Source organism: Paucibacter sp. KCTC 42545 (genome assembly GCF_001477625.1).
GTDB lineage: Bacteria > Pseudomonadota > Gammaproteobacteria > Burkholderiales > Burkholderiaceae_C > Paucibacter_A.
Window position 1 is genome coordinate 2,476,299 of sequence record NZ_CP013692.1, and the last position, 17,985, is coordinate 2,494,283.

A 17,985-nucleotide genomic window follows, 5' to 3' on the forward strand; every position below is an offset into this window, starting at 1 on the left:
GCGTCCCAGTGGCATGAGGCCACCGCGACTGATCTTGCCCGCCCTGACGTGGGCGGCGCCATCAGGTGGTCACTGCACTTGCAGCAAGGCACCCAAATCATCCAAGTCGTTACGACTCAGCACACCCACCGCCTGCTTGAGCTTCAAGCGGTTCAGCAAGTAGTCGTAACGGGCCTGCAAGAACTCACGCTTGGCGGTGAAGAACAGGCGGTTGGCATCCATCAACTGGATGGGATTGAACAGGCCGGACTTCAGCCCTTCCTCACGCGCTTCCAGCGCGCTTTGCTGCGCCAGCACGGCCTTGCGCAGCGCCTCAACCGAGTCAACACTGGCCAGCACGCCGTTGAACGCGGTTCGAGCCAGGCGGTCGCTGCGGCGCAGTTCCTGCTCTTGCTCGTTAAGGGCTTTTTCCTTGCGGGCCACGGCCTCACGCACCAAGGAGTTGGTCATGCCGCCTTCGAACAGCGGGACGTTGACGCGCACGCCGATCTCGGAGTTGTTGTAGCGCTGACCGCGACCGAACAGCGAGCCACCCGTGTCTTGATTGGCTGTCGATGCCACCAAGTTGATGCTGGGCGCATAGCCGGCTTGCTGACGGCGGATTTCCAAAGCAGCAATCTCGACGGACAGGCGTCGCGCCTGCAAGGCCAGGTTTTGCTCCAGCGCCGCGCCGACCCAGGGGCCGACTTCGGCAGGCATGGGCTCCGTCGGCGCAAAGTCGCCCTTGAAGCCGCGCAACTCGCCAGGTTCATCGCCCACAATTTCCTTCAGCGCCAGCCTTGCGTCTTCCAAGCGGTTGCGCGCTTCACGCTCACGCGCCCGCGCCTGCGCAAACCGAGCCTCGGCTTCAAAGAGCTGGGGCACATTGCCCAGGCCCGTGGACTTGCGGGCTTTGGCCAGCTCGAACTGACGTTCGGTACTGTCACGCTCGGCCTGTGCCAGATCCACACCGTCGGTGCCGGCCAGGACATTCAGATAGGCGCTGGCCACACGCAAGATCAGCTCTTGCTCGGCCGCCAGCAGATTGAAGCGAGACTGATCGATAGACAGGCCCGCCTGGCTGTACTTGATCGCCGCCGGCAAACGCAGCAGCGGCTGGGTGATGGTCAAGGACAAATTGGCGCTGGGATAACGCGTCACCCCAGTGGGGAAGGTGATGTTCGAAGCCTGCTGAATATCCTGACGCAGATAGGACTTTTGATAGTCGATCGACGCCGTCGGCAGCAAGGCGGCACGGGCCTGGGGCACGGCCTGCTGGGCAATGTCGAAGTCTGCTTTGGCGCTGAGGTATTTGGGATCCCGGTCCAGGGCAGAGCAGTACAAGCGGCTCAAGCCATTATTGTCTTCAGCACTTGGCGCACGCTGCTCAGGCGGCAGCAGCAGCAAGGGGCGCACCACCACCACCGGCGCCTTGGGATCCAGGCGCTCGTCTCGGCGCGCGAAGGACGTTGCCGGGCGCGCTTTGCCGGCATCAAACGCGGGGGCGGCAGCACTCGGCAAACGCAGGGCCAGCGCGTAACGGTCCGCGCCAGCGGCACCGTGCGAGAGCAAGGGCGCGGCGGCGGTCAAATCAAACACCAGGCGGGCCGAACCCAAACGGCTGGATTCCACCCGCAGCGCGCCAATGCTGGCATGCGGCGAGACAAAGCGGGCGGCGGCGTCGCGCACTTGGTCAGGCCGCCAGCCCAGCACATCCACCACCAAGCGCGGCGGCTCGTCCAGCGCATAGGACTGCAGGCGCGAGACCGGCACTCCGGGCAAACTCAGCTCAATGGCACGGCCTGACAGCTTGGCATCAATGCTGCGCAGTTGCACATCGTTAGCAGCGCCACCGGCCCCCAGCCGGGCCTGAGCCACGGCACGGTCTGCCGCCAAGCTGATGCGAATCAGGCCCTTGCCGTCGCGCACCTCACCCAGGCTATCCACCAAATCGACGTCTTCGTGGAAGGTGAACTCCAAGCGCGGAACACCGCCCTGCTGAGCCGCACTGACGCGTGCAAAGAGTGGCACGGCCGGCGCTTGGAATTGGCTGGCGAGCCGCTCGACCGAGGCCATGCTGGCCCCAGGGAACTCCAGCACCAAGCGTCCAGGCTGGTCCAGCACGGACACCTCGGCCGCCAGCTCAGCGCTGCCAGAGAGATGAATATCCAGCAAATCATCACGCGCGGCCAAACGCAGCTCGCGCAGCTCAACAGGGGCGGCGGCAACAGCGACACTCAAAGGCGCCTGAGCCTGCAGCTGCAAGTCCCAGCGCGACAGCCCCGCGGCCGACGTGGTCAGCGTCTGGTCGATCAATTGATAGGTCGGCGCGAACTCGACCCAGAGCACCGCATCCTGGTTCGGCAGCACATCGGCACGCGCCGATTTCACCAAAGCCGGTACGGCAAGCAGCTGGCGCACCATGCCGTCCAGATCGGCACGTTCCACTTGCTTGAGCGTCAAACGCACACCGCCGCCATTCTTTGAGGGCAGCATCTGGGTCAAACGCCCCTGCGGCAAGGTCAGCTGCAAGACGGCACTGCCATTGGCCACCGACTGGGAGGAGGCCGTGTAAGCGGCGGGGAGGCCAAAGGCCCACATCGGAGCGGCAACAACACAAGCAGCCACCGACCATTGAACGGCCGCAAGGGCCAAACGCTTATTCATATCTGCAGTTGCGCACCCAGCCAGGCGCGCCCTCCCAACATAGGCCGAACTCATATTCGAGTTCGGCACAGTATTTTTTTAGCCCTCGTTCCGGGCTTCAAGCCAGCAACGCACGAACATTCTTTTAATTCTCAGAACTTGAAAACTCACGCTCCAGGTCAATACCAAGCCCCTACATTGCCCGAGCTCGGCGTTCGCGGCAATTCAAAATCGAAGCCTCGCCTTCATCCACACCCTCAGCAGCCGTTTTGAGCTGCCAAATCTATGGAATATTCCCCTTGGGATGTTAACTGAGCCCCTGTTGTGCAAGCCCTGCAACTCGGTGATGAAACACGTGCTTTATTGTTCCTTTTCGCGAAATGAATTTGATTCCTCACGCCACCTTGACCAAGCCTCGCAAACTCGCATGGCCTTGCGATCAAACTCCACCCAGAGCCGAACCTTCCGATTAGAAAAACCGCTCGTCGTTTCAGCAAAGATTTGGCTGCACACACGCCTTAATTAAGACGGTTTTGTGAATGTCCTGGCCATTCCCAGGCCGAGCGAAAAGGTTCGACACAGACAACCGCCAGCCGCCAGCTCAGCCCAAACCTCGTGCGATATGCGCACACACTGCGACCGCCACACTCAGCCCAGGCCCCGCCGAGTGCGGGCTTTAGGGCCGGGATGCGGGGACGGTTGCGGGCTCAGCAGCATGAGCGTTGGCACGGTCGGCCGTCGCGCTCGCAGCACCGCGCAGGAAACAAAACTCGCCACAGCGAAACGAGGCGCCCAATCTGCTGGCAAGATGCTGGCGCACAACAAGGTGCAAGGCCTTGCCCCCTGTTTTGTACCGCCTTCAATTGGACCGCCCCATGAGCTTGAACCCCCAAGACCTGCAAGATGCCATCCCCAAAATCTTCGCGCCCTGGATCGTGGACTTAGGCCTGGAGGTGATCAGTGTCGATGCCGAGGGCATTCAGCTGCGGCTGCCCGTCGGCCCAGCGCTGGTGCATGTGGGCGGGGTGATGTGCGGACAGGCGGCGATGGCGGCCGCTGACACGGCCATGGTGTTGGCGATGATGGCGCAGCTGGGCGAATTCAGGCCCATGACCACGGTGCAGTTGCAGACCAGTTTTTTGCGCCCGGTCAGCGCGGATCACTGCATCGTCACGGCGCGCGTCTTGCGCAGTGGTAAAAGCCTGGCTTTTGGCAGCATCGATATTGCCAACCCGGACGGCCGCCTGGCCGCCCAATCCACCACCACCTACGCCCTGCTTTGATTACGCCCCATGCCGCTGGACTACCGCACCGCTTTTGACCACGCGCCCATCGGCCTGGTTCTCTCCGCAAAACGCCTGATCAAAGACTGCAACCGCCAGCTGCTGGCCATGTTCGGCGCCGAACGCGAGCAGCTGATTGGCCAGAGTTTCGAGGTGCTCTACCCCAGCCTGATGGAGTTCCAGCGCACCGGGGAGCGCATCGTTGCCAGCCTGGATGCGCAGGGCTTCTACGCCGACGACCGGGTGATGAAACGCGTGGCCGGCCCACAAGCGGGCCAGCTCTTCTGGTGCCATGTTTCGGGTCGGGCCATCAACCCGGCCGACCCACATGCTGAAGGCATCTGGAGCTTTGAAGATTTGTCGGCCCACCGCCAAATCAAGGCCGAGCTGACGGCGCGCGAGCGCGAAATTGCCGCCCTGCTGATCGAAGGGCTGACCAGCAAATCCATCGGCAAGAAGCTGGAAATCAGCCCGCGCACGGTGGATGTCTACCGCGCCCGCTTGATGAAGAAGTACGGCGCCGCCTCGACGCCGGAGTTGATTCACAAGCTGGTGGTGAAGTAAGCCGCCGCGTCACCCTAGCGCCCCCAAAGGCCACACACACCTCGCACCAAGCCGCGAGGCCAGCAAGTCAGGCACCCCGAACCAAGCGGCAGGAGCTGAGCAAAGTCAGCGCAACCATGACGACAAACCGAACCACCACCCTACTCCCGCTAGGCTTTGTGCTGCTGTGGTCCACCGGCTTCATCGGTGCGCGCTTAGGCCTGCCGCATGCGCCGCCGCTGACCTTTCTTCTGCTGCGCTACCTGGCGGTTGTCCTGCTGATGACCCTGCTCGCGCTGGCCACCGGCGCGCCCTGGCCGCGCACGGGCCGCCAATGGCTGCACCTGGGCATTGCCGGACTGCTGATTCACGGGGTCTACCTCGGTGGCGTTTTCATCGCCATCTCGCGCGGCTTGCCGGCGGGTGTCACCAGCCTGGTGGTGGGCTTGCAGCCCTTGCTGACGGCCGTAACCGCCGGCCTGCTGCTCAAAGAGCGGGTTAGCCGCAACCAATGGCTGGGCCTGATGCTGGGCTTTGTGGGCGTGGCCATGGTGGTGGCGGGCAAGATCGGCACCGGCTTTGGCCTGCCGGCATTGCTGGCCGCGCTGGCGGCGCTGCTGGGCATCACGCTCGGGTTGATTTATCAGAAGTCGTTTTGCGCCAGCTTCGACTGGCGCAGCGGCGCGGTGGCGCAGTTCATTCCCACGGCGCTGCTGACCGGCCTGCTGGCCTGGGCCACGGAAGATATGCGGGTGGACTGGCAGGGCGAATTCATCTTCGCGCTGGGCTGGTTGACCCTGGTGTTGTCGCTGGGGGCGATCAGCTTGCTGAACTGGCTGGTGCGCCGCGGCAGCGCCGTCAACACCGCCAGCTGGTTCTATTTGGTGCCGCCCTTCACGGCGGTATTCGCCTGGCTGCTATTTGGCGAAACGCTCAGCGGCCAAGCTTTGCTGGGCATGGGCTTGGCGGTGCTGGGCGTGTATCTGGCTCGCCCGCCCGCGAAAGCCTGACGAATACGCCGACCCATACCCCCGCTCAGTAATGCGGGGGCAGCTCGTCGCGCAGGCTGCGAAAGCCCGGCGCGCCGCCATCGCCGCTGTGATTGCGCTGCTCGCGCAGCTGCAGCAGTTCGCGCGTCAAGGCCTCGATTTGCTGCTGTTGCCGCACCACGACCTCGTTGAGCTGTTCCAGCAAGTCTTCGGCGTAGCTGGCCTTGATTTCGAGTTCGGTCAGGCGTTTTTCGTTGATGTCTTGTGCGTCCATCGCCGTATTGGACGCGATATTTGGGCCGCCGCTCCAAAGCAGAGCGCGGGGGCTTGCCTACAATCCCACCCCTGACCATGGAAAACAACAGCGCCTCCCTCCCCGTTCTGAACATCTCGTCCTACAAGTTCGTGGGCCTGCCGGATTGCCACGCCCTGCGTGAGACTTTGCTGGCCCACGCCCAGGCGCTGGAGCTCAAAGGCACCGTGCTGCTGGCCGAGGAAGGCATCAACCTGTTTCTGGCCGGCCCCGGCGAGAAGGTGCGCGCCTGGGTGGATGCCCTCAAGCAAGACGAGCGCTTCGCCGACCTGGCGCCCAAGGAAAGCTGGAGCGCGGCCGTGCCCTTCAAAAAGCTGCTGGTCAAGGTCAAGGGCGAGATCATCCGCATGAACCACCCCGCCATCCGGCCCGACGCCCTGCCGCGCGCGCCCGCCCTGCCGGCCGCCACCTTGGCGCGCTGGCTGGATCAAGGCCACGACGATGAAGGCCGGCCGGTGGTGACGCTGGACACCCGCAATGCTTTCGAAGTGGATTACGGCACTTTCGAGAACGCCATCGACTGGCGCATCGACAAATTCAGCGAGTTCCCCGCCGCCGTGCAAGCGCACCGCGAAGACTTGCTGGGCAAGACCATCGTGAGCTTTTGCACCGGAGGCATCCGCTGCGAGAAGGCGGCCATCTACTTGCAGCAGCAAGATTTGGACGGCCCGGTCTATCAGCTCGAAGGCGGCATCCTGAAGTATTTCGAAGAGACCGGCGGCCCGCATTACCAGGGCAGCTGTTTTGTCTTCGACCAACGCGAAGCGCTGGACGCTGGCTTGGCGCCGGCCACCGAAATTGCCCGCCCGGCCTCGGAAGCGCACCGCGCCAAGGCCGCTGACTCGGCCCACTGACCCGGTGCCGAACCACCCCGACGCTGAACCGCGACAGGCGCCCGCCAACGAAGGCCGTGGCTGGCGCTTGCTGGGCATCGCCTTGATGCTGGCAGCCCTGGCTTTTGCCGCCACCAAAGCCCCGGACCGTCCGCTGGAAACCCTGGTCCAGCGCTGGGCGCTGCCGCCCTCGGAATTCATCGAGTTGCAAGGCCAACTGGTGCATCTGCGCGATGTTGGCCCGCGCAGTGACCCCACGCCCTTGCTCTTGCTGCACGGCACCTCGGACAGCCTGCACACCTGGGCCGGCTGGGTCGAGCGCCTGCAAAAGCAACTGCCCGAACGGCGCGTGATCACGGTTGATCTGCCAGGCTTCGGCCTGACGGGCCCGTCCGCGCAGGAAGACTATCGCAACGAGGCCTATTTGGCCTTTTTGCAGCGTCTGCTGAAAAAACTCGGCGTCAACGAGGTGGTGCTGGCCGGCAATTCGCTGGGCGGTGAGCTGGCCTGGCAATATGCCCTGGATCACCCCACGCAAGTGCGCGCGCTGATTCTGGTGGATGCCGCCGGCTACGCCATGGCGCCGCTGGACGTGCCCCTGGGCTTTGCCCTGGCGCGCACGCCGGTGCTGAATCGCCTAGGTGATGTGGTGTTGCCACGCGCCCTGGTGGCGCGCAGCGTGCGTGCCGTTTACGGTGATCCCAACCGCGCCAATCCTGAGGTGATCGACCGCTTTTTCGAACTGACCCTGCGCAGCGGCAACCGCGAAGCCTTGCGGCAGCGGCTGAGCCAGATGACGCCCGGCAGCCGCAGCGCGGAGATCAAGGGCTTGCGCATGCCCACGCTGATTCTCTGGGGCGAGCAAGACCGGCTCATTCCGCCGCGATTCGCCCAGGACTTTGTGCAAGACATTCCTGGCGCCCGCCTCGCCCTGCTGCCCGGCTTGGGCCACACGCCCCAGCAAGAAGACCCGCAAGCCAGCTTGGCACCCGTACTTTCCTTCCTGACTACGCTCAAACCCTAAGGGAAATCGCGCGTCACCGTTGCAAGATCTTGCCCTGACTTGCGTAGATACTTGTGTTCCCCATGTTCCTCATGTTCCCAAAAGGAAATCCCATGCAAAGCCGTACCTTGATCGCCCTTACCGCAATCGCCGCGCTGGCCTGCAGCGCTTTCAGCGTCCAGGCCCAAGCGCCGGACTGGAAGAAAATCCGCATCGGTGTCGAAGGCGCTTACCCGCCCTTCTCCGAAGTGGGCGCCGACGGCAAGCTCAAAGGCTTCGAGATCGAATTGGTGCAGGCCTATTGCGCCGAGATGAAGGCCGAGTGCACCCTGGTGCAGCAAGACTTCGACGGCCTGATCCCGGCCCTGCAAGCGCGCAAGGTTGACGCCATCTTCGCCTCGGTGTCCATCACCGACGAGCGCAAGAAGGCCATCGCCTTCTCCAACCCCTACTACAACACGCCCGGCCGCTTCGTTGCCAAGGCCGGTGCCAAGTTCGACCTCAGCCCCGCCGGCCTGAAGGGCAAGAAGATTGGTGTGCAAAGCGCCACCATCCACGAGGCCTATGCCGCCGCCATCTTCAAGCAAAGCGAAATCGTGCGCTACCAAACCCAGGACCAGGTGTTTCTGGACCTGAAGTCCGGCCGCATTGACATGACCCTGGCCGACACCCCGGCCGCCGACTTTGGTTTCCTGAAGAAGCCCGAAGGCAAGGGTTTCGCCTTCATCGGACCTGACTACGACGATGTGAAGTACTTCGGCGTTGGCTCCGGCGTCGGCATGCGCAAGGCTGATGAAGCCACGCTGGCCAAGAAGTTCAACGCGGCCATCGCTGCCGCGCAAGCCAATGGCACTTTCAAGAAGTTGAACGACAAGTACTTCGACTACGACATCTCCATCAAGAAGAAGTAATTCCGTTTAAACATGCTGCATGGCTTTTTACCCAGCCTGCTTGAGGGCGCTGGGGTCACGCTGAGCGTGGCCCTGGCCTCTTTGGCGATGGCAATGATTCTGGGGCTGCTGGGCGCCCTGGCCAAACTGTCGAAGTGGCGGCTGGCGCGCGGCGTCGCCCAGCTCTACACGACGCTGATCCGCGGCGTGCCGGACCTGGTGCTGATGCTGCTGATCTTCTACGGCGGCCAAGTCGCGGTGAACAGCATCGCCATGGCCATGGGGCATGAGGATTACATCGACATCAATCCCTATGTGGCCGGTGTGCTGACCATCGGCTTCATCTTCGGCGCCTACCTGACCGAAGCCTTCCGCGGCGCCTTCTTGGCCGTGCCGCCCGGGCAGCGCGAGGCTGGCCTGGCCTTTGGCCTGAGCAACTGGCAGATCGCCCGGCGCATCACCTTCCCGCAGATGTTCCGCCATGCCTTGCCGGGCTTGTCGAACAACTGGCTGGTGCTGATCAAAAGCACGGCCATCGTCTCGGTGATCGGCCTGCATGACTTGATGACGCGCGGCCAGCAAGCGGCCGGCGCCACCCGCGAGCCTTTCGTCTTCTACTTGGCAGTCGCGCTGATCTATCTGGCCTTCACCAGCTTGTCGGAACTGCTGTTCAACTGGCTGCAAAAGCGCTTTTCCACTGGCGTGCGCCGAGGTGTGCTGTGATTGCCTTCGACACCATCATCGACAACCTGCCGCTCTACCTCAGCGGCGCCTGGGCCACGCTGCAGCTGCTGCTGATCAGCCTGGGCCTGGGCCTGCTGTTGGCCGTTCCGCTGGCCGTGCTACGCAGCCTGCAGGGCAGCTGGATCTCGCGCCTGATCTGGGTCTACACCTATGTGTTCCGCGGCACCCCAATGCTGGTACAGCTCTTCCTGATTTACTACGGCCTGGCCCAGTTCGAGGCGGTGCGCGAGAGCGTGTTTTGGCCCTATCTGAGCTCGGCCTGGTTCTGCGCCTGCCTGAGCTTTGTGCTCAACACCGCCGCCTACACCACCGAGATCATTGCCGGCAGCATCCGCGCATTGCCCGCGGGCGAGATCGAAGCGGCCAAGTCCATCGGCATGAGCCGCTGGGTGATGTTCCGCCGCATCGTGCTGCCCTCGGCCCTGCGCCGCGCCCTGCCGGCCTATAGCAATGAGGCCATCTTCATGCTGCACGGCACGGCGCTGGCCAGCATCGTGACGATTCTTGACCTCACCGGTGCGGCACGGCGCGTCAACGCCACCCACTACATCCCCTTCGAAGCTTTCATCACCGCGGCTTGCTTCTACTTCCTGCTGACCCTGGTCCTGGTGGCGCTGTTCCACAAGGCCGAGGCCAAATGGCTCAAGCCCCTGATGCCCCGTTGAAAACGAAAATGGCCATCCAAACCCATCGCCTGATATCCCCCGCCCCCGGCACGCAACGCGAGCTGATCTCGCTGCACTACGGTCAAACAGGCGGGCAAAAAGCCTATATCCAGGCCTCGCTGCATGCCGACGAATTGCCCGGCATGCTGGTGGCTTACCACCTGCGCAAAAAGCTCGACGCCCTGCAGGCCGCTGGCCGCATCAGCGGCGAAGTGATTCTGGTGCCCATGGCCAACCCCATCGGCTTGTCCCAGCATCTGCTGTACATGCATATGGGCCGCTTCGAGACCCAGACGGGCGAGAACTTCAACCGCCACTACCCCGAGCAAACCGAAGCGGTGGCGGCAGCTGTCGAAGCCGAGTTGAACGGTGACGCCGCGCATAACGTCAAAGTGATACGGCGTGAGCTAAAAAAAGCCGTGGACGCCTCGCCGGCCCACACCGAGTTGCAGTCACAGCGCCGCATCTTGATGAGCTTGAGCTGCGATGCCGACATCGTGCTCGATCTGCATTGCGACGCTCAGGCCGTCATGCACCTCTACACCGAAACGCCTTGCTGGCCCGAGTGCGATGCGCTGGCGCGCTTCCTCCGCTCACGCGTCACCCTGCTGGCCCAGGATTCAGGCGACAACCCCTTTGACGAAGCCTGCTCGCAAATCTGGTGGAAGCTCAAAGCCAAGTTCGGCGAGCGCTTTGCCATTCCGCAAGCCTGCTTGTCGGTCACGGTTGAACTGCGCGGCGCCGTCGATGTGACGCACACGCTGGCCGAGCAAGATGCCCAGAACATCATCGACTTCCTGGCCCATCGCGGCCTGATCAGTGGTGACAGCCCGGCTCTTCCCGAAGCCGTGGGCGACGCCCGCCCCCTGGCCGGCAGCATGCCCATCAAGGCCACGACGACCGGCGTGCTGAGCTTTTTGCGTGAGGTCGGTGAAACGGTGCAGGCCGGCGATGTGCTGGCCCATGTGATCTGCCCCATTTCGGCCACCGTGACCGAGCTGAAGAGCCCGGTGGACGGCCTCTTCTTCGCCCGCGACTTCCTGCGTTTTGCCACGGCCGGCATGAACGTGGCCAAGGTGGCCGGCAAAGAAGCCACGCGCACCGGCAAGCTGCTGAGTGCTTGAAAGAACGAGAAGCAAAACCATGACTGCCAGTTTGATTGTTGAGGACCTGCACAAGCGCTACGGTGAGCGCGAGGTGCTCAAGGGCGTTTCCCTGTCGGCCAAAAAAGGCGATGTGATCACCTTGATCGGCTCCAGCGGCTCGGGCAAGAGCACCTTCTTGCGCTGCCTGAATTTGCTGGAGCAACCCTTTGAGGGCAAGCTCTCGCTCAATGGCGAAGTACTCAAGCTCGCGCGCGACCGCGACGGCAGCCTCAAAGCCACCGATGCCAAGCAATTGCAGCACTGGCGCTCGCGCCTGGCCATGGTGTTCCAGAACTTCAACCTCTGGGGTCACCGCACGGTGCTGGAGAACGTGATTGAGGCCCCCATCTACGTGCTGGGCCAGCCGCGCGCCGAGGCGATTGCCAAGGCCGAGGCCTTGCTGGCGCGGGTGGGCGTGTCGCATCGCAAAGATGTCTACCCCGCGCAGCTCTCCGGTGGCGAGCAGCAACGCGTGGCCATTGCCCGCGCCCTGGCCGTGGACCCCGAGGTGATGCTGTTTGATGAGCCCACCTCGGCACTGGACCCCGAATTGGTGGGCGAGGTGCTCAAGGTCATGCGTGACCTGGCCGCGGAAGGCCGCACCATGATTGTGGTCACCCACGAAATGGGCTTTGCCCGTGAAGTCTCCAACTACACCTTGTTCCTGCACCAGGGCCGGGTCGAAGAAGAAGGCAATCCGCGCGAAGTCTTGCTCAAGCCGAAAAGTCAGCGTTTGCAGCAGTTTTTGAGCGGTGGTTTGAAGTAAATCCCTAGGCTGTGGCCTAGGTTTACCCGTGCTGACGGGGCCCTGTGTTCGCGGACAAAATCCACGAACAATCAGCAAGGTCCCAGTCAGAGTCTGTCAGCCCCACTTGCCGAAATCCAAGGGCGCAGACTGCATTCATCGAGGGTAATGAATATGAACATTCTCAAGCACCGGGCTATCGGCCTGAGCCTGCTGGCCGTTTTCACGGCCGCGATGTCGGCTTGCAGCAGCACCGCTGTCGCCGTGAACAGCGACAGCAATCTTGACGACAAGTCCTATGTCACCGGCTCGCGCCTGCCGCGCAAGGGCGCGCAGCCCGTCACGCCGGCTGACCAGGAATTTGCGCGTGAAGCACTGCGCCAACAAAAGCTGGAGCAGCTCGGATCGGTCAAGTAAAGCTGAAGCCCCTGCCAACTCACCACCACTGCCCGCCTGTTCAACCAGGCGGGCAGTTTTCATTTCTGGCTGCGCGGCTCGTCGCTCTGCAAAACCGCCAGCACATCGGAGCGGAACTCGCGCTGATACAGCACGAAGAGCACGCCCAAGGTGCCGGCCATGAAGGCCCAGGGCGAGAAGAACCAGGCAATGGCGGCAAAGGCCAGGTAGTAAGCGCGCAGGCCGTCATTGAAGGTCTCGGCGGCCATGCCCATCAGGCGGCCGGCGCGGTCGGCGAAATCTTCGCGGGACAGGTTTTGCTCGATGAAGGCCTCAGATGACGGCGCAGCCGCCACCAGCAAGGCGCCGAAGGTGTACTGGCGCATGCTCCAGGTGAAGCGAAAAAAGGCATAGACAAAAATGCCGATCAACAGCACCAGCTTGAGGTCGAACACCAGGTTAGAGGTGCGGGCCGCAAATGGCAGCTCATGCACCAGCTCGGTCGCCTTCTCACTCGCGCCCAAACTGGCCAGCAAGCCGCCGATGATCAGAATCGTGGTGGAGGCAAAAAACGAAGGGCTGGTGGACAGGTTCTGCACCACCACGCCGTCGATCACCCGCACCTCACGGTAGGTGGTTTGCAGCATCCAGCGGCGGCGTTCCCGATTGGTGGCGGCCAGCAAAGTGCCTTCGAACTGGCTCTGCCGCTTGGCAAATGCGGCGTAGCCAATCCAGCCGACAAAAAACACCAGCAGGGCCAGCCAGTCAACGGCGGGCAAAAAATTCAGGACAGTGAGCAATGCTTTCATGCCCTCAACTTTACTAGCGGCGTATTCGCTCAAATTGAACTTGAGGTGAGATCCAAATGGCTGGCGAGATGAATGCGCCGGCATGGCCACAGTGCTCAGCTAGGCCTGCCCGCATTGGGCCAAAACCAGCACGGCTTTGCCGGCCCGCATAAGGCGCTCGTTAGGGCTTGACGAGTGAACATCCGTGGAATTCAAGAACAATCGGGCGTAACTAGTTCCCTGTACGGCGGCAGCTGAACTTTTAAGAATTCTCCTTGTTCAAAGCCCCCGCTTGTCGGCGAGTGCTTTTGAATCAGGAGATTGCCATGTCAGTCGTACGCCTTGCAATTCACTCCCTCACCGCCCTTGCCCTGCTTGTCGGCAACGCGCCGATCGCCCAAGCAAAACCGCCCAGCGACGCGGCCGGCCTCGCGATACAACGGCAAATGGAGCGTCATCCGCCCTCCGCCGGCATGGCCAGCGCTGGCGACATCAATTACGCGAACTGCATGGACGCGCCCGGCGCCGATGGCTCGCTCTATGACTGCTCCGCCTTCAAGCGCAAGAACATGAAGTCAGACGTCCATAAGCCATCAACGTCAAAGGCCAAGTCCAAAGTACCTAGCCTGAACTATTTCGGCGAAGGCTGCGAGAACGGCTGCGCCCTGCAAAACTGAGCGCCTTGGGCAGGCCTTGTTGAATAGCGTTGCCACGCATCAAGGCCTGCTGGCGCCAACAGGCTGAGGCAGCGCGCAGACGCTGCTCAAGACGTCTCTCACAGTGCCTGTTACAGCACTATTTAAATCACTTCGCCCAGCGCGCCACGGCCGCGGCCACACGTTGGCCGAAGGCATGGGCATTGACCAAGTCACCGGGCACCATTTCGTCCACCGAAGCGTCCGAAGGTGTGCTCGTCAGCAAGCCGGTGCTGTAGCCCAGGCTATTGGGCAGGTCGCGGGTCGCGGCCTTGCTGTTGGAGGGCAACACACCCGCGCCAACCCAGACTGCACCATGCTGCTGCGACAGGGTGAACAAGTACTGCACGGTATTGAACTTGTCACCGTTGAGCGAAGCCGAGTTGGTGAAGCCGGCCGTCATCTTGTCCTTCCAGCCTTGGCCGAACCAGACCTTGCTGGAGGCGTCGGCAAACTTCTTGAACTGCCAGGACGGGCCACCCATATAAGTGGGCGTGCCGAAGATGATGCCGTCGGCGGCGGCCAGGCTGGCCCAGTCCGCTTCGCTCAAATTGCCTTCTGCGTCGATGGCCGCCAAGCTGGCATCGGCGCCCTGCGCCACGGCTTCAGCGATCTTCTTGGTGTGGCCGTAGCCACTGTGAAACACAACAACGATTTTGCTCATGGTTCTACTCTCAGAGTGAGTTGGGTTGGGTTGAAGGGGAAGTACCTTGATCACGCTGCCAGGTCGAACACCAGCACCTCGGCGTCAACGCCCTGGCTCAGTTGCACTTCAGCTTCTTGGCTGAGTTGCACGGCATCACCAGCGCTCAGGCTCTGGCCATTGACTTGCAAGCTGCCGCGCACCAGGTGCACATAGCTCAGGCGGCCGGAGGCCAAGGGCAGGCTCAGCTGCTCGGCGCCATCCACCAAGGCGGCGTACAGGCGGGCATCGCTATTGATCTGCACGGAGCCCTGGGCACCGTCCGGTGAGGCCACGAGGCGCAGCGCGCCACGTTTTTGCTCCACAGGGAAGTGCTTTTGCTCGTAGCTGGGCTTGATGCCGCGCTGGTCGGGCTGAATCCAGATTTGCAGGAAATGCGTTTCCTGACCTTTCGCGTGGTTGAACTCGCTGTGCATCACGCCGGTGCCGGCACTCATGCGCTGCACATCACCGGGGCGGATCACACCGTCGGCATGGCCTGCGCCTTGGGCATTCGCCTGGCCATTGCCCATGCTGTCCTTGTGCGCCAACTCGCCGGCCAGCACATAGCTGATGATTTCCATATCGCGGTGACCGTGCGTGCCAAAACCGGTGCCGGCCGCGATGCGGTCTTCGTTGATCACACGCAAAGCGCCGAAGCCCATGCGCCGGGGGTGGTGATAGTCGGCGAAGGAAAAGCTGTGGTGCGACTTCAGCCAGCCGTGATCGGCGTAGCCGCGTTCAGATGATTTGATGAGTTCGATCATGGCTTGTGGCCTCCAGCTTGTTGCGCTTGCTTGCTTGTCAGCGCGTGTTGCGATGAACTCACTGTAGGTTTGCGCACCCGGGTGGCGGCTGCAGCCGCTTGATGACTACATTCAAATAAGATGAAGGTATGGCCTCCAGCAGCACCTCCATGTCCCACAGCCTTTCACAAACCCCCAAGAGCCGCGCCCTCTCGCCGGAAGCCTTGGCCATGATGGACAGCATCGCGCGAAACGGCAGCTTTGCGGCCGCCGCCCGCGAGATGGGCAAAGTGCCCTCGGCCCTGACCTATAGCGTGCGGCAGTTGGAAGACGCCCTGGATGTGCTGCTGTTCGACCGCAGCTCGCGCCAAGCGGTGCTGACCGCCGCGGGCCAGGAACTGCTGATCGAAGGCCGCCGCCTGCTCGGTGAAATGGACGCTGTGGCCAACCGGGTGCGCCGCATCGCCACCGGCTGGGAAAGCGAGCTGACCATTGCGGTGGATGACGCCATCGCCAAACGCGCCTTGTTCGACCTGATTGACGCCTTCTACCAACTGCCTTGCGAAAGCGCCACCGGCGAGCGCACCGCGCCGCCCACACGCCTGAAGCTGCGCACCGAGGTTTTGTCGGGCACCTGGGAGGCACTGACCTCCGGCCAGGCCGATCTGGCCATTGGCACCTCCTCGCAGCCACCCACCGCCGGCGTGCAGTGCGAGTTGATTGGTGATCTGGAAATGGCGTTTTGCGTCGCCCCCCATCACCCATTGGCCAAAGCCGCGCAGCCGCTGACGGCCGAGGTGATTGCGGCCCACCGCGTCATCACCGTGGCCGACACCGCGCGCAGCCTGGCGCCGATGACCTTCAACGTCATGCCGGGCCAAGATGTGCTGACCATGCCCAGCATGGCCGCCAAGCTCGAGGCGCTGCTGCGCGGCCTGGGCTGCGGCAATCTGCCCGCCACCATGGTGCGCCGCCATCTGGAAGCTGGCCGCTTGGTGCAGATGGCCACCGACCAGGGCCGGCGCAGCTTCCCCTCCCATTACGCCTGGCGCAGCAATGCCAATGGCGGCCAAGCCCCGGGCCGGGCGCTGAGCTGGTGGCTGCAACAGCTGGCCAGCCCCACTACCCGACGGGCGCTGCTGGAACAGCACGAAGGGCTGATTCTCTGAGCCGGCCTGCCGCATTGACTACCGCTTTCACTGCAGCTTTACCGAACGCCATGCCCTACGTCGGCCGCTTTGCGCCCTCGCCCACCGGCCCCTTGCATGCCGGCTCCCTGGTCGCGGCGCTGGCCAGTTGGTTGGATGCGCGCGCCCACGGTGGGCGTTGGTTGCTGCGCATCGAGGATGTAGATGGCCCGCGCTGCCCACCCGGCGCCGCCGAGCTGATCCAGCAGCAGCTGAGCCAATGCGGCTTGTTGGCCGACGCGCCGCCACTGTGGCAATCGCAGCGCGGCGACTTGTATGCGCAAGCCCTGAGCCGCCTGCAGCAAGCCGGCTGGGCCTACCCCTGCGCCTGCACCCGGGCCGAGATCGCCCAGATGCAAAAGCAAAGCCCGCAGCGCCATGGCGAGCTGGTCTACCCCGGCCGCTGCCGCCACGGCCTGCAAGGCCGCCCGGCGCGCGCCTGGCGCTTGCTCAGCACGGCCGATCAGCAAGCCTGCCAGGATTTGCAGATTGACTGGTTCGACCGTCGCCTGGGCGCGCAAACCCAAAACCTGAGCCAGGCAGTGGGCGACTTCGTGCTCAAACGCGCCGACGGGCTCTGGGCCTACCAGCTGGCCGTGGTGGTGGACGATGCCGAGCAAGGCATCACCGATGTCGTGCGCGGCCAGGACCTGGCCGACAACACCCCGCGCCAGATCCGCCTGCAAGAGCTCTTGGGCCTGCCCCGGCCGCGCTATCTGCACACGCCTCTGGTGCTGGGCGAGAACGGCGAAAAGCTGTCCAAACAAAACGGCGCCGCCGCCCTGGATCTGCGTGACCCGGCCGCCGCCCTGCGCACCGCCGCCGGTCACTTGGGCCTGCAAGTGCACGCCACCGAGCTGGGCGATGTGCTGGCCCAGGCCCTCAATGCCTGGCGAGGATTTATGATGCCCGCCTCGCCATCCCTCCTTCCTCGGGATGGCTCCGCATTAAAGGAATAGCGATGAACACCAGCCCCAGCGGCCTGCAATTCGAAGACACCGTGGTCGGCGACGGTAAAGAAGCAAAGTCTGGCCATGACGTCAGCGTGCACTACACCGGCTGGCTGTACAAAGACGGTGTCAAGGGCGCCAAGTTCGACTCCAGCAAGGACCGCAAGCAGCCCTTCAACTTCGAGTTAGACGGCGGCATGGTCATCCGCGGCTGGGACGAAGGCGTGCAAGGCATGAAGATCGGTGGCGCGCGCACCCTGGTGATCCCGCCCGAGCTGGGCTATGGCGCGCGCGGCGCTGGCGGCGTGATCCCACCCAATGCCACGCTGATTTTTGAAGTGGAACTGCTGGGCGTGAGCGGTGGCAATGAGCCCATCACGCTGAACCTGACCACGCTGGACAGCGGCCTGCAACTCGAAGATACGAAACTGGGCGAAGGCGCCGAGGCCAAGGCCGGCCAGCGCGTCACCGTGCACTACACCGGCTGGCTCTACAAAGACGGCGCACGCGGCAAGAAGTTCGACTCCAGCAAAGACCGTGGCGACCCATTCCGCTTCGGCCTGGGCGAAGGCGAAGTCATCCAGGGCTGGGACCTGGGCGTGCAAGGCATGAAGGTTGGCGGCACCCGCATGTTGGTGATCCCGGCCGAGCTGGGCTATGGCGCCCGCGGCGCCGGCGGCGTGATCCCCCCGAACGCCACACTGCTGTTCGAAGTGGACTTGCTGGCCGTCTAAGTCGGCAGGGCACACGGTGCGCGCATGAC

20 protein-coding genes and 1 pseudogene are annotated in these 17,985 nt (G+C 63.2%); 16 read left to right on the top strand and 5 right to left on the bottom strand.

Annotated features, from left to right (window positions below):
* Positions 1-69: 69 nt before the first annotated feature.
* A complete protein-coding gene (locus AT984_RS10755; RefSeq protein ID WP_197418302.1) occupies positions 70-2,646 on the bottom strand; it encodes a TolC family outer membrane protein in 2,577 nt (858 codons plus the stop codon).
* Between the two features lie 854 nt (positions 2,647-3,500).
* Here AT984_RS10755 and AT984_RS10760 point away from each other — a divergent pair.
* From AT984_RS10760 to AT984_RS10770, 3 genes are all read left to right on the top strand, one after another.
* Positions 3,501-3,908 carry a PaaI family thioesterase gene (locus AT984_RS10760; protein WP_197418303.1) on the top strand — a complete coding sequence of 136 codons (408 nt, stop codon included), beginning with the start codon at positions 3,501-3,503 and terminating at the stop codon, positions 3,906-3,908.
* Positions 3,909-3,917: 9 nt separating this feature from the next.
* Entirely contained in the window at positions 3,918-4,472 is a 555-nt protein-coding gene (locus AT984_RS10765; protein ID WP_058720092.1) for a LuxR C-terminal-related transcriptional regulator, read from the top strand.
* Between the two features lie 116 nt (positions 4,473-4,588).
* Positions 4,589-5,461, top strand: coding sequence for a DMT family transporter (locus AT984_RS10770; protein WP_058720093.1), 873 nt, complete (start codon positions 4,589-4,591; stop codon positions 5,459-5,461).
* Positions 5,462-5,486: 25 nt separating this feature from the next.
* Here the strand turns inward: AT984_RS10770 and AT984_RS10775 are convergent, their stop codons facing one another.
* A complete protein-coding gene (locus AT984_RS10775; protein ID WP_058720094.1) occupies positions 5,487-5,714 on the bottom strand; it encodes a SlyX family protein in 228 nt (75 codons plus the stop codon).
* Positions 5,715-5,791: 77 nt separating this feature from the next.
* On the opposite strand from AT984_RS10775, the gene AT984_RS10780 reads away from it, so the two are divergent.
* The 8 genes from AT984_RS10780 (at position 5,792) to AT984_RS10815 (ending at position 12,195) form a co-directional block, all read left to right on the top strand.
* Positions 5,792-6,607: a sulfurtransferase gene (locus AT984_RS10780; protein ID WP_058720095.1), complete on the top strand. Its 816-nt coding sequence runs from the start codon at positions 5,792-5,794 to the stop codon at positions 6,605-6,607.
* Positions 6,608-6,611: 4 nt separating this feature from the next.
* Complete coding sequence (locus AT984_RS10785; RefSeq protein ID WP_231741659.1) at positions 6,612-7,610, top strand: alpha/beta fold hydrolase; 999 nt, start codon at positions 6,612-6,614, stop codon at positions 7,608-7,610.
* Positions 7,611-7,702: 92 nt separating this feature from the next.
* Positions 7,703-8,500, top strand: a complete 798-nt coding sequence (locus AT984_RS10790) for a lysine/arginine/ornithine ABC transporter substrate-binding protein (protein WP_058720096.1) — start codon at positions 7,703-7,705, stop codon at positions 8,498-8,500.
* A gap of 12 nt (positions 8,501-8,512) precedes the next feature.
* Complete coding sequence (locus AT984_RS10795) at positions 8,513-9,202, top strand: ABC transporter permease (protein ID WP_058720097.1); 690 nt, start codon at positions 8,513-8,515, stop codon at positions 9,200-9,202.
* On the top strand, positions 9,202-9,888 hold the full coding sequence (locus AT984_RS10800; protein WP_082680330.1) for an ABC transporter permease: 687 nt from the start codon (positions 9,202-9,204) through the stop codon (positions 9,886-9,888). The genes AT984_RS10795 and AT984_RS10800 overlap by 1 nt, the downstream gene beginning before the upstream one ends.
* Positions 9,889-9,896: 8 nt before the next feature.
* Positions 9,897-11,012, top strand: coding sequence for a succinylglutamate desuccinylase/aspartoacylase family protein (locus AT984_RS10805; RefSeq protein ID WP_058720099.1), 1,116 nt, complete (start codon positions 9,897-9,899; stop codon positions 11,010-11,012).
* Positions 11,013-11,031: 19 nt separating this feature from the next.
* Entirely contained in the window at positions 11,032-11,799 is a 768-nt protein-coding gene (locus AT984_RS10810) for an ABC transporter ATP-binding protein (RefSeq protein WP_058720100.1), read from the top strand.
* Between the two features lie 153 nt (positions 11,800-11,952).
* Positions 11,953-12,195, top strand: a complete 243-nt coding sequence (locus AT984_RS10815; protein ID WP_156421986.1) for a hypothetical protein — start codon at positions 11,953-11,955, stop codon at positions 12,193-12,195.
* A gap of 59 nt (positions 12,196-12,254) precedes the next feature.
* On the opposite strand, the gene AT984_RS10820 is transcribed toward AT984_RS10815, so the two are convergent.
* Positions 12,255-12,983, bottom strand: a complete 729-nt coding sequence (locus tag AT984_RS10820) for a DUF599 domain-containing protein (protein WP_058720102.1) — start codon at positions 12,981-12,983, stop codon at positions 12,255-12,257.
* A 305-nt stretch (positions 12,984-13,288) separates the two neighbouring features.
* Here AT984_RS10820 and AT984_RS22955 point away from each other — a divergent pair, with 305 nt between their 5' ends.
* Entirely contained in the window at positions 13,289-13,639 is a 351-nt protein-coding gene (locus tag AT984_RS22955; protein ID WP_156421987.1) for a hypothetical protein, read from the top strand.
* Between the two features lie 127 nt (positions 13,640-13,766).
* Here the strand turns inward: AT984_RS22955 and AT984_RS10830 are convergent, their stop codons facing one another.
* Positions 13,767-14,321 (bottom strand): flavodoxin family protein, encoded by a 555-nt coding sequence (locus AT984_RS10830; protein WP_058720104.1) that lies wholly within the window; start codon positions 14,319-14,321, stop codon positions 13,767-13,769.
* 50 nt (positions 14,322-14,371) lie between these two features.
* Positions 14,372-15,106: a pirin family protein gene (locus AT984_RS10835; RefSeq protein WP_058720105.1), complete on the bottom strand. Its 735-nt coding sequence runs from the start codon at positions 15,104-15,106 to the stop codon at positions 14,372-14,374.
* Between the two features lie 149 nt (positions 15,107-15,255).
* Between AT984_RS10835 and AT984_RS10840 the strand changes: the two genes are divergently transcribed.
* From AT984_RS10840 to AT984_RS23510, 4 genes and pseudogenes are all read left to right on the top strand, one after another.
* Entirely contained in the window at positions 15,256-16,254 is a 999-nt protein-coding gene (locus AT984_RS10840) for a LysR family transcriptional regulator (protein WP_058722244.1), read from the top strand.
* A 50-nt stretch (positions 16,255-16,304) separates the two neighbouring features.
* Positions 16,305-17,231 (top strand): tRNA glutamyl-Q(34) synthetase GluQRS, encoded by a 927-nt coding sequence (gluQRS, locus tag AT984_RS10845; protein WP_058720106.1) that lies wholly within the window; start codon positions 16,305-16,307, stop codon positions 17,229-17,231.
* Between the two features lie 2 nt (positions 17,232-17,233).
* Positions 17,234-17,578: pseudogene (locus AT984_RS23505) on the top strand (FKBP-type peptidyl-prolyl cis-trans isomerase); the annotation flags it as partial.
* A 30-nt stretch (positions 17,579-17,608) separates the two neighbouring features.
* Positions 17,609-17,956: an FKBP-type peptidyl-prolyl cis-trans isomerase gene (locus AT984_RS23510; RefSeq protein ID WP_370454859.1), complete on the top strand. Its 348-nt coding sequence runs from the start codon at positions 17,609-17,611 to the stop codon at positions 17,954-17,956.
* Positions 17,957-17,985: the final 29 nt, after the last annotated feature.

What these genes read in the sequence shown, in the direction of transcription:
- AT984_RS10830 (WP_058720104.1), bottom strand. Translation starts at nt 14,321, where the DNA reads ATGAGCAAAATCGTTGTTGTGTTTCACAGTGGCTACGGCCACACCAAG.
- AT984_RS10770 (WP_058720093.1), top strand. Translation starts at nt 4,589, where the DNA reads ATGACGACAAACCGAACCACCACCCTACTCCCGCTAGGCTTTGTGCTG.
- AT984_RS10815 (WP_156421986.1), top strand. Translation starts at nt 11,953, where the DNA reads ATGAACATTCTCAAGCACCGGGCTATCGGCCTGAGCCTGCTGGCCGTT.
- AT984_RS10810 (WP_058720100.1), top strand. Translation starts at nt 11,032, where the DNA reads ATGACTGCCAGTTTGATTGTTGAGGACCTGCACAAGCGCTACGGTGAG.
- AT984_RS10805 (WP_058720099.1), top strand. Translation starts at nt 9,897, where the DNA reads ATGGCCATCCAAACCCATCGCCTGATATCCCCCGCCCCCGGCACGCAA.
- AT984_RS10755 (WP_197418302.1), bottom strand. Translation starts at nt 2,646, where the DNA reads ATGAATAAGCGTTTGGCCCTTGCGGCCGTTCAATGGTCGGTGGCTGCT.
- AT984_RS10765 (WP_058720092.1), top strand. Translation starts at nt 3,918, where the DNA reads ATGCCGCTGGACTACCGCACCGCTTTTGACCACGCGCCCATCGGCCTG.
- AT984_RS10775 (WP_058720094.1), bottom strand. Translation starts at nt 5,714, where the DNA reads ATGGACGCACAAGACATCAACGAAAAACGCCTGACCGAACTCGAAATC.
- gluQRS (WP_058720106.1), top strand. Translation starts at nt 16,305, where the DNA reads ATGCCCTACGTCGGCCGCTTTGCGCCCTCGCCCACCGGCCCCTTGCAT.
- AT984_RS10790 (WP_058720096.1), top strand. Translation starts at nt 7,703, where the DNA reads ATGCAAAGCCGTACCTTGATCGCCCTTACCGCAATCGCCGCGCTGGCC.
- AT984_RS10760 (WP_197418303.1), top strand. Translation starts at nt 3,501, where the DNA reads ATGAGCTTGAACCCCCAAGACCTGCAAGATGCCATCCCCAAAATCTTC.
- AT984_RS10840 (WP_058722244.1), top strand. Translation starts at nt 15,256, where the DNA reads ATGTCCCACAGCCTTTCACAAACCCCCAAGAGCCGCGCCCTCTCGCCG.
- AT984_RS10795 (WP_058720097.1), top strand. Translation starts at nt 8,513, where the DNA reads ATGCTGCATGGCTTTTTACCCAGCCTGCTTGAGGGCGCTGGGGTCACG.
- AT984_RS22955 (WP_156421987.1), top strand. Translation starts at nt 13,289, where the DNA reads ATGTCAGTCGTACGCCTTGCAATTCACTCCCTCACCGCCCTTGCCCTG.
- AT984_RS10820 (WP_058720102.1), bottom strand. Translation starts at nt 12,983, where the DNA reads ATGAAAGCATTGCTCACTGTCCTGAATTTTTTGCCCGCCGTTGACTGG.
- AT984_RS10780 (WP_058720095.1), top strand. Translation starts at nt 5,792, where the DNA reads ATGGAAAACAACAGCGCCTCCCTCCCCGTTCTGAACATCTCGTCCTAC.
- AT984_RS10835 (WP_058720105.1), bottom strand. Translation starts at nt 15,106, where the DNA reads ATGATCGAACTCATCAAATCATCTGAACGCGGCTACGCCGATCACGGC.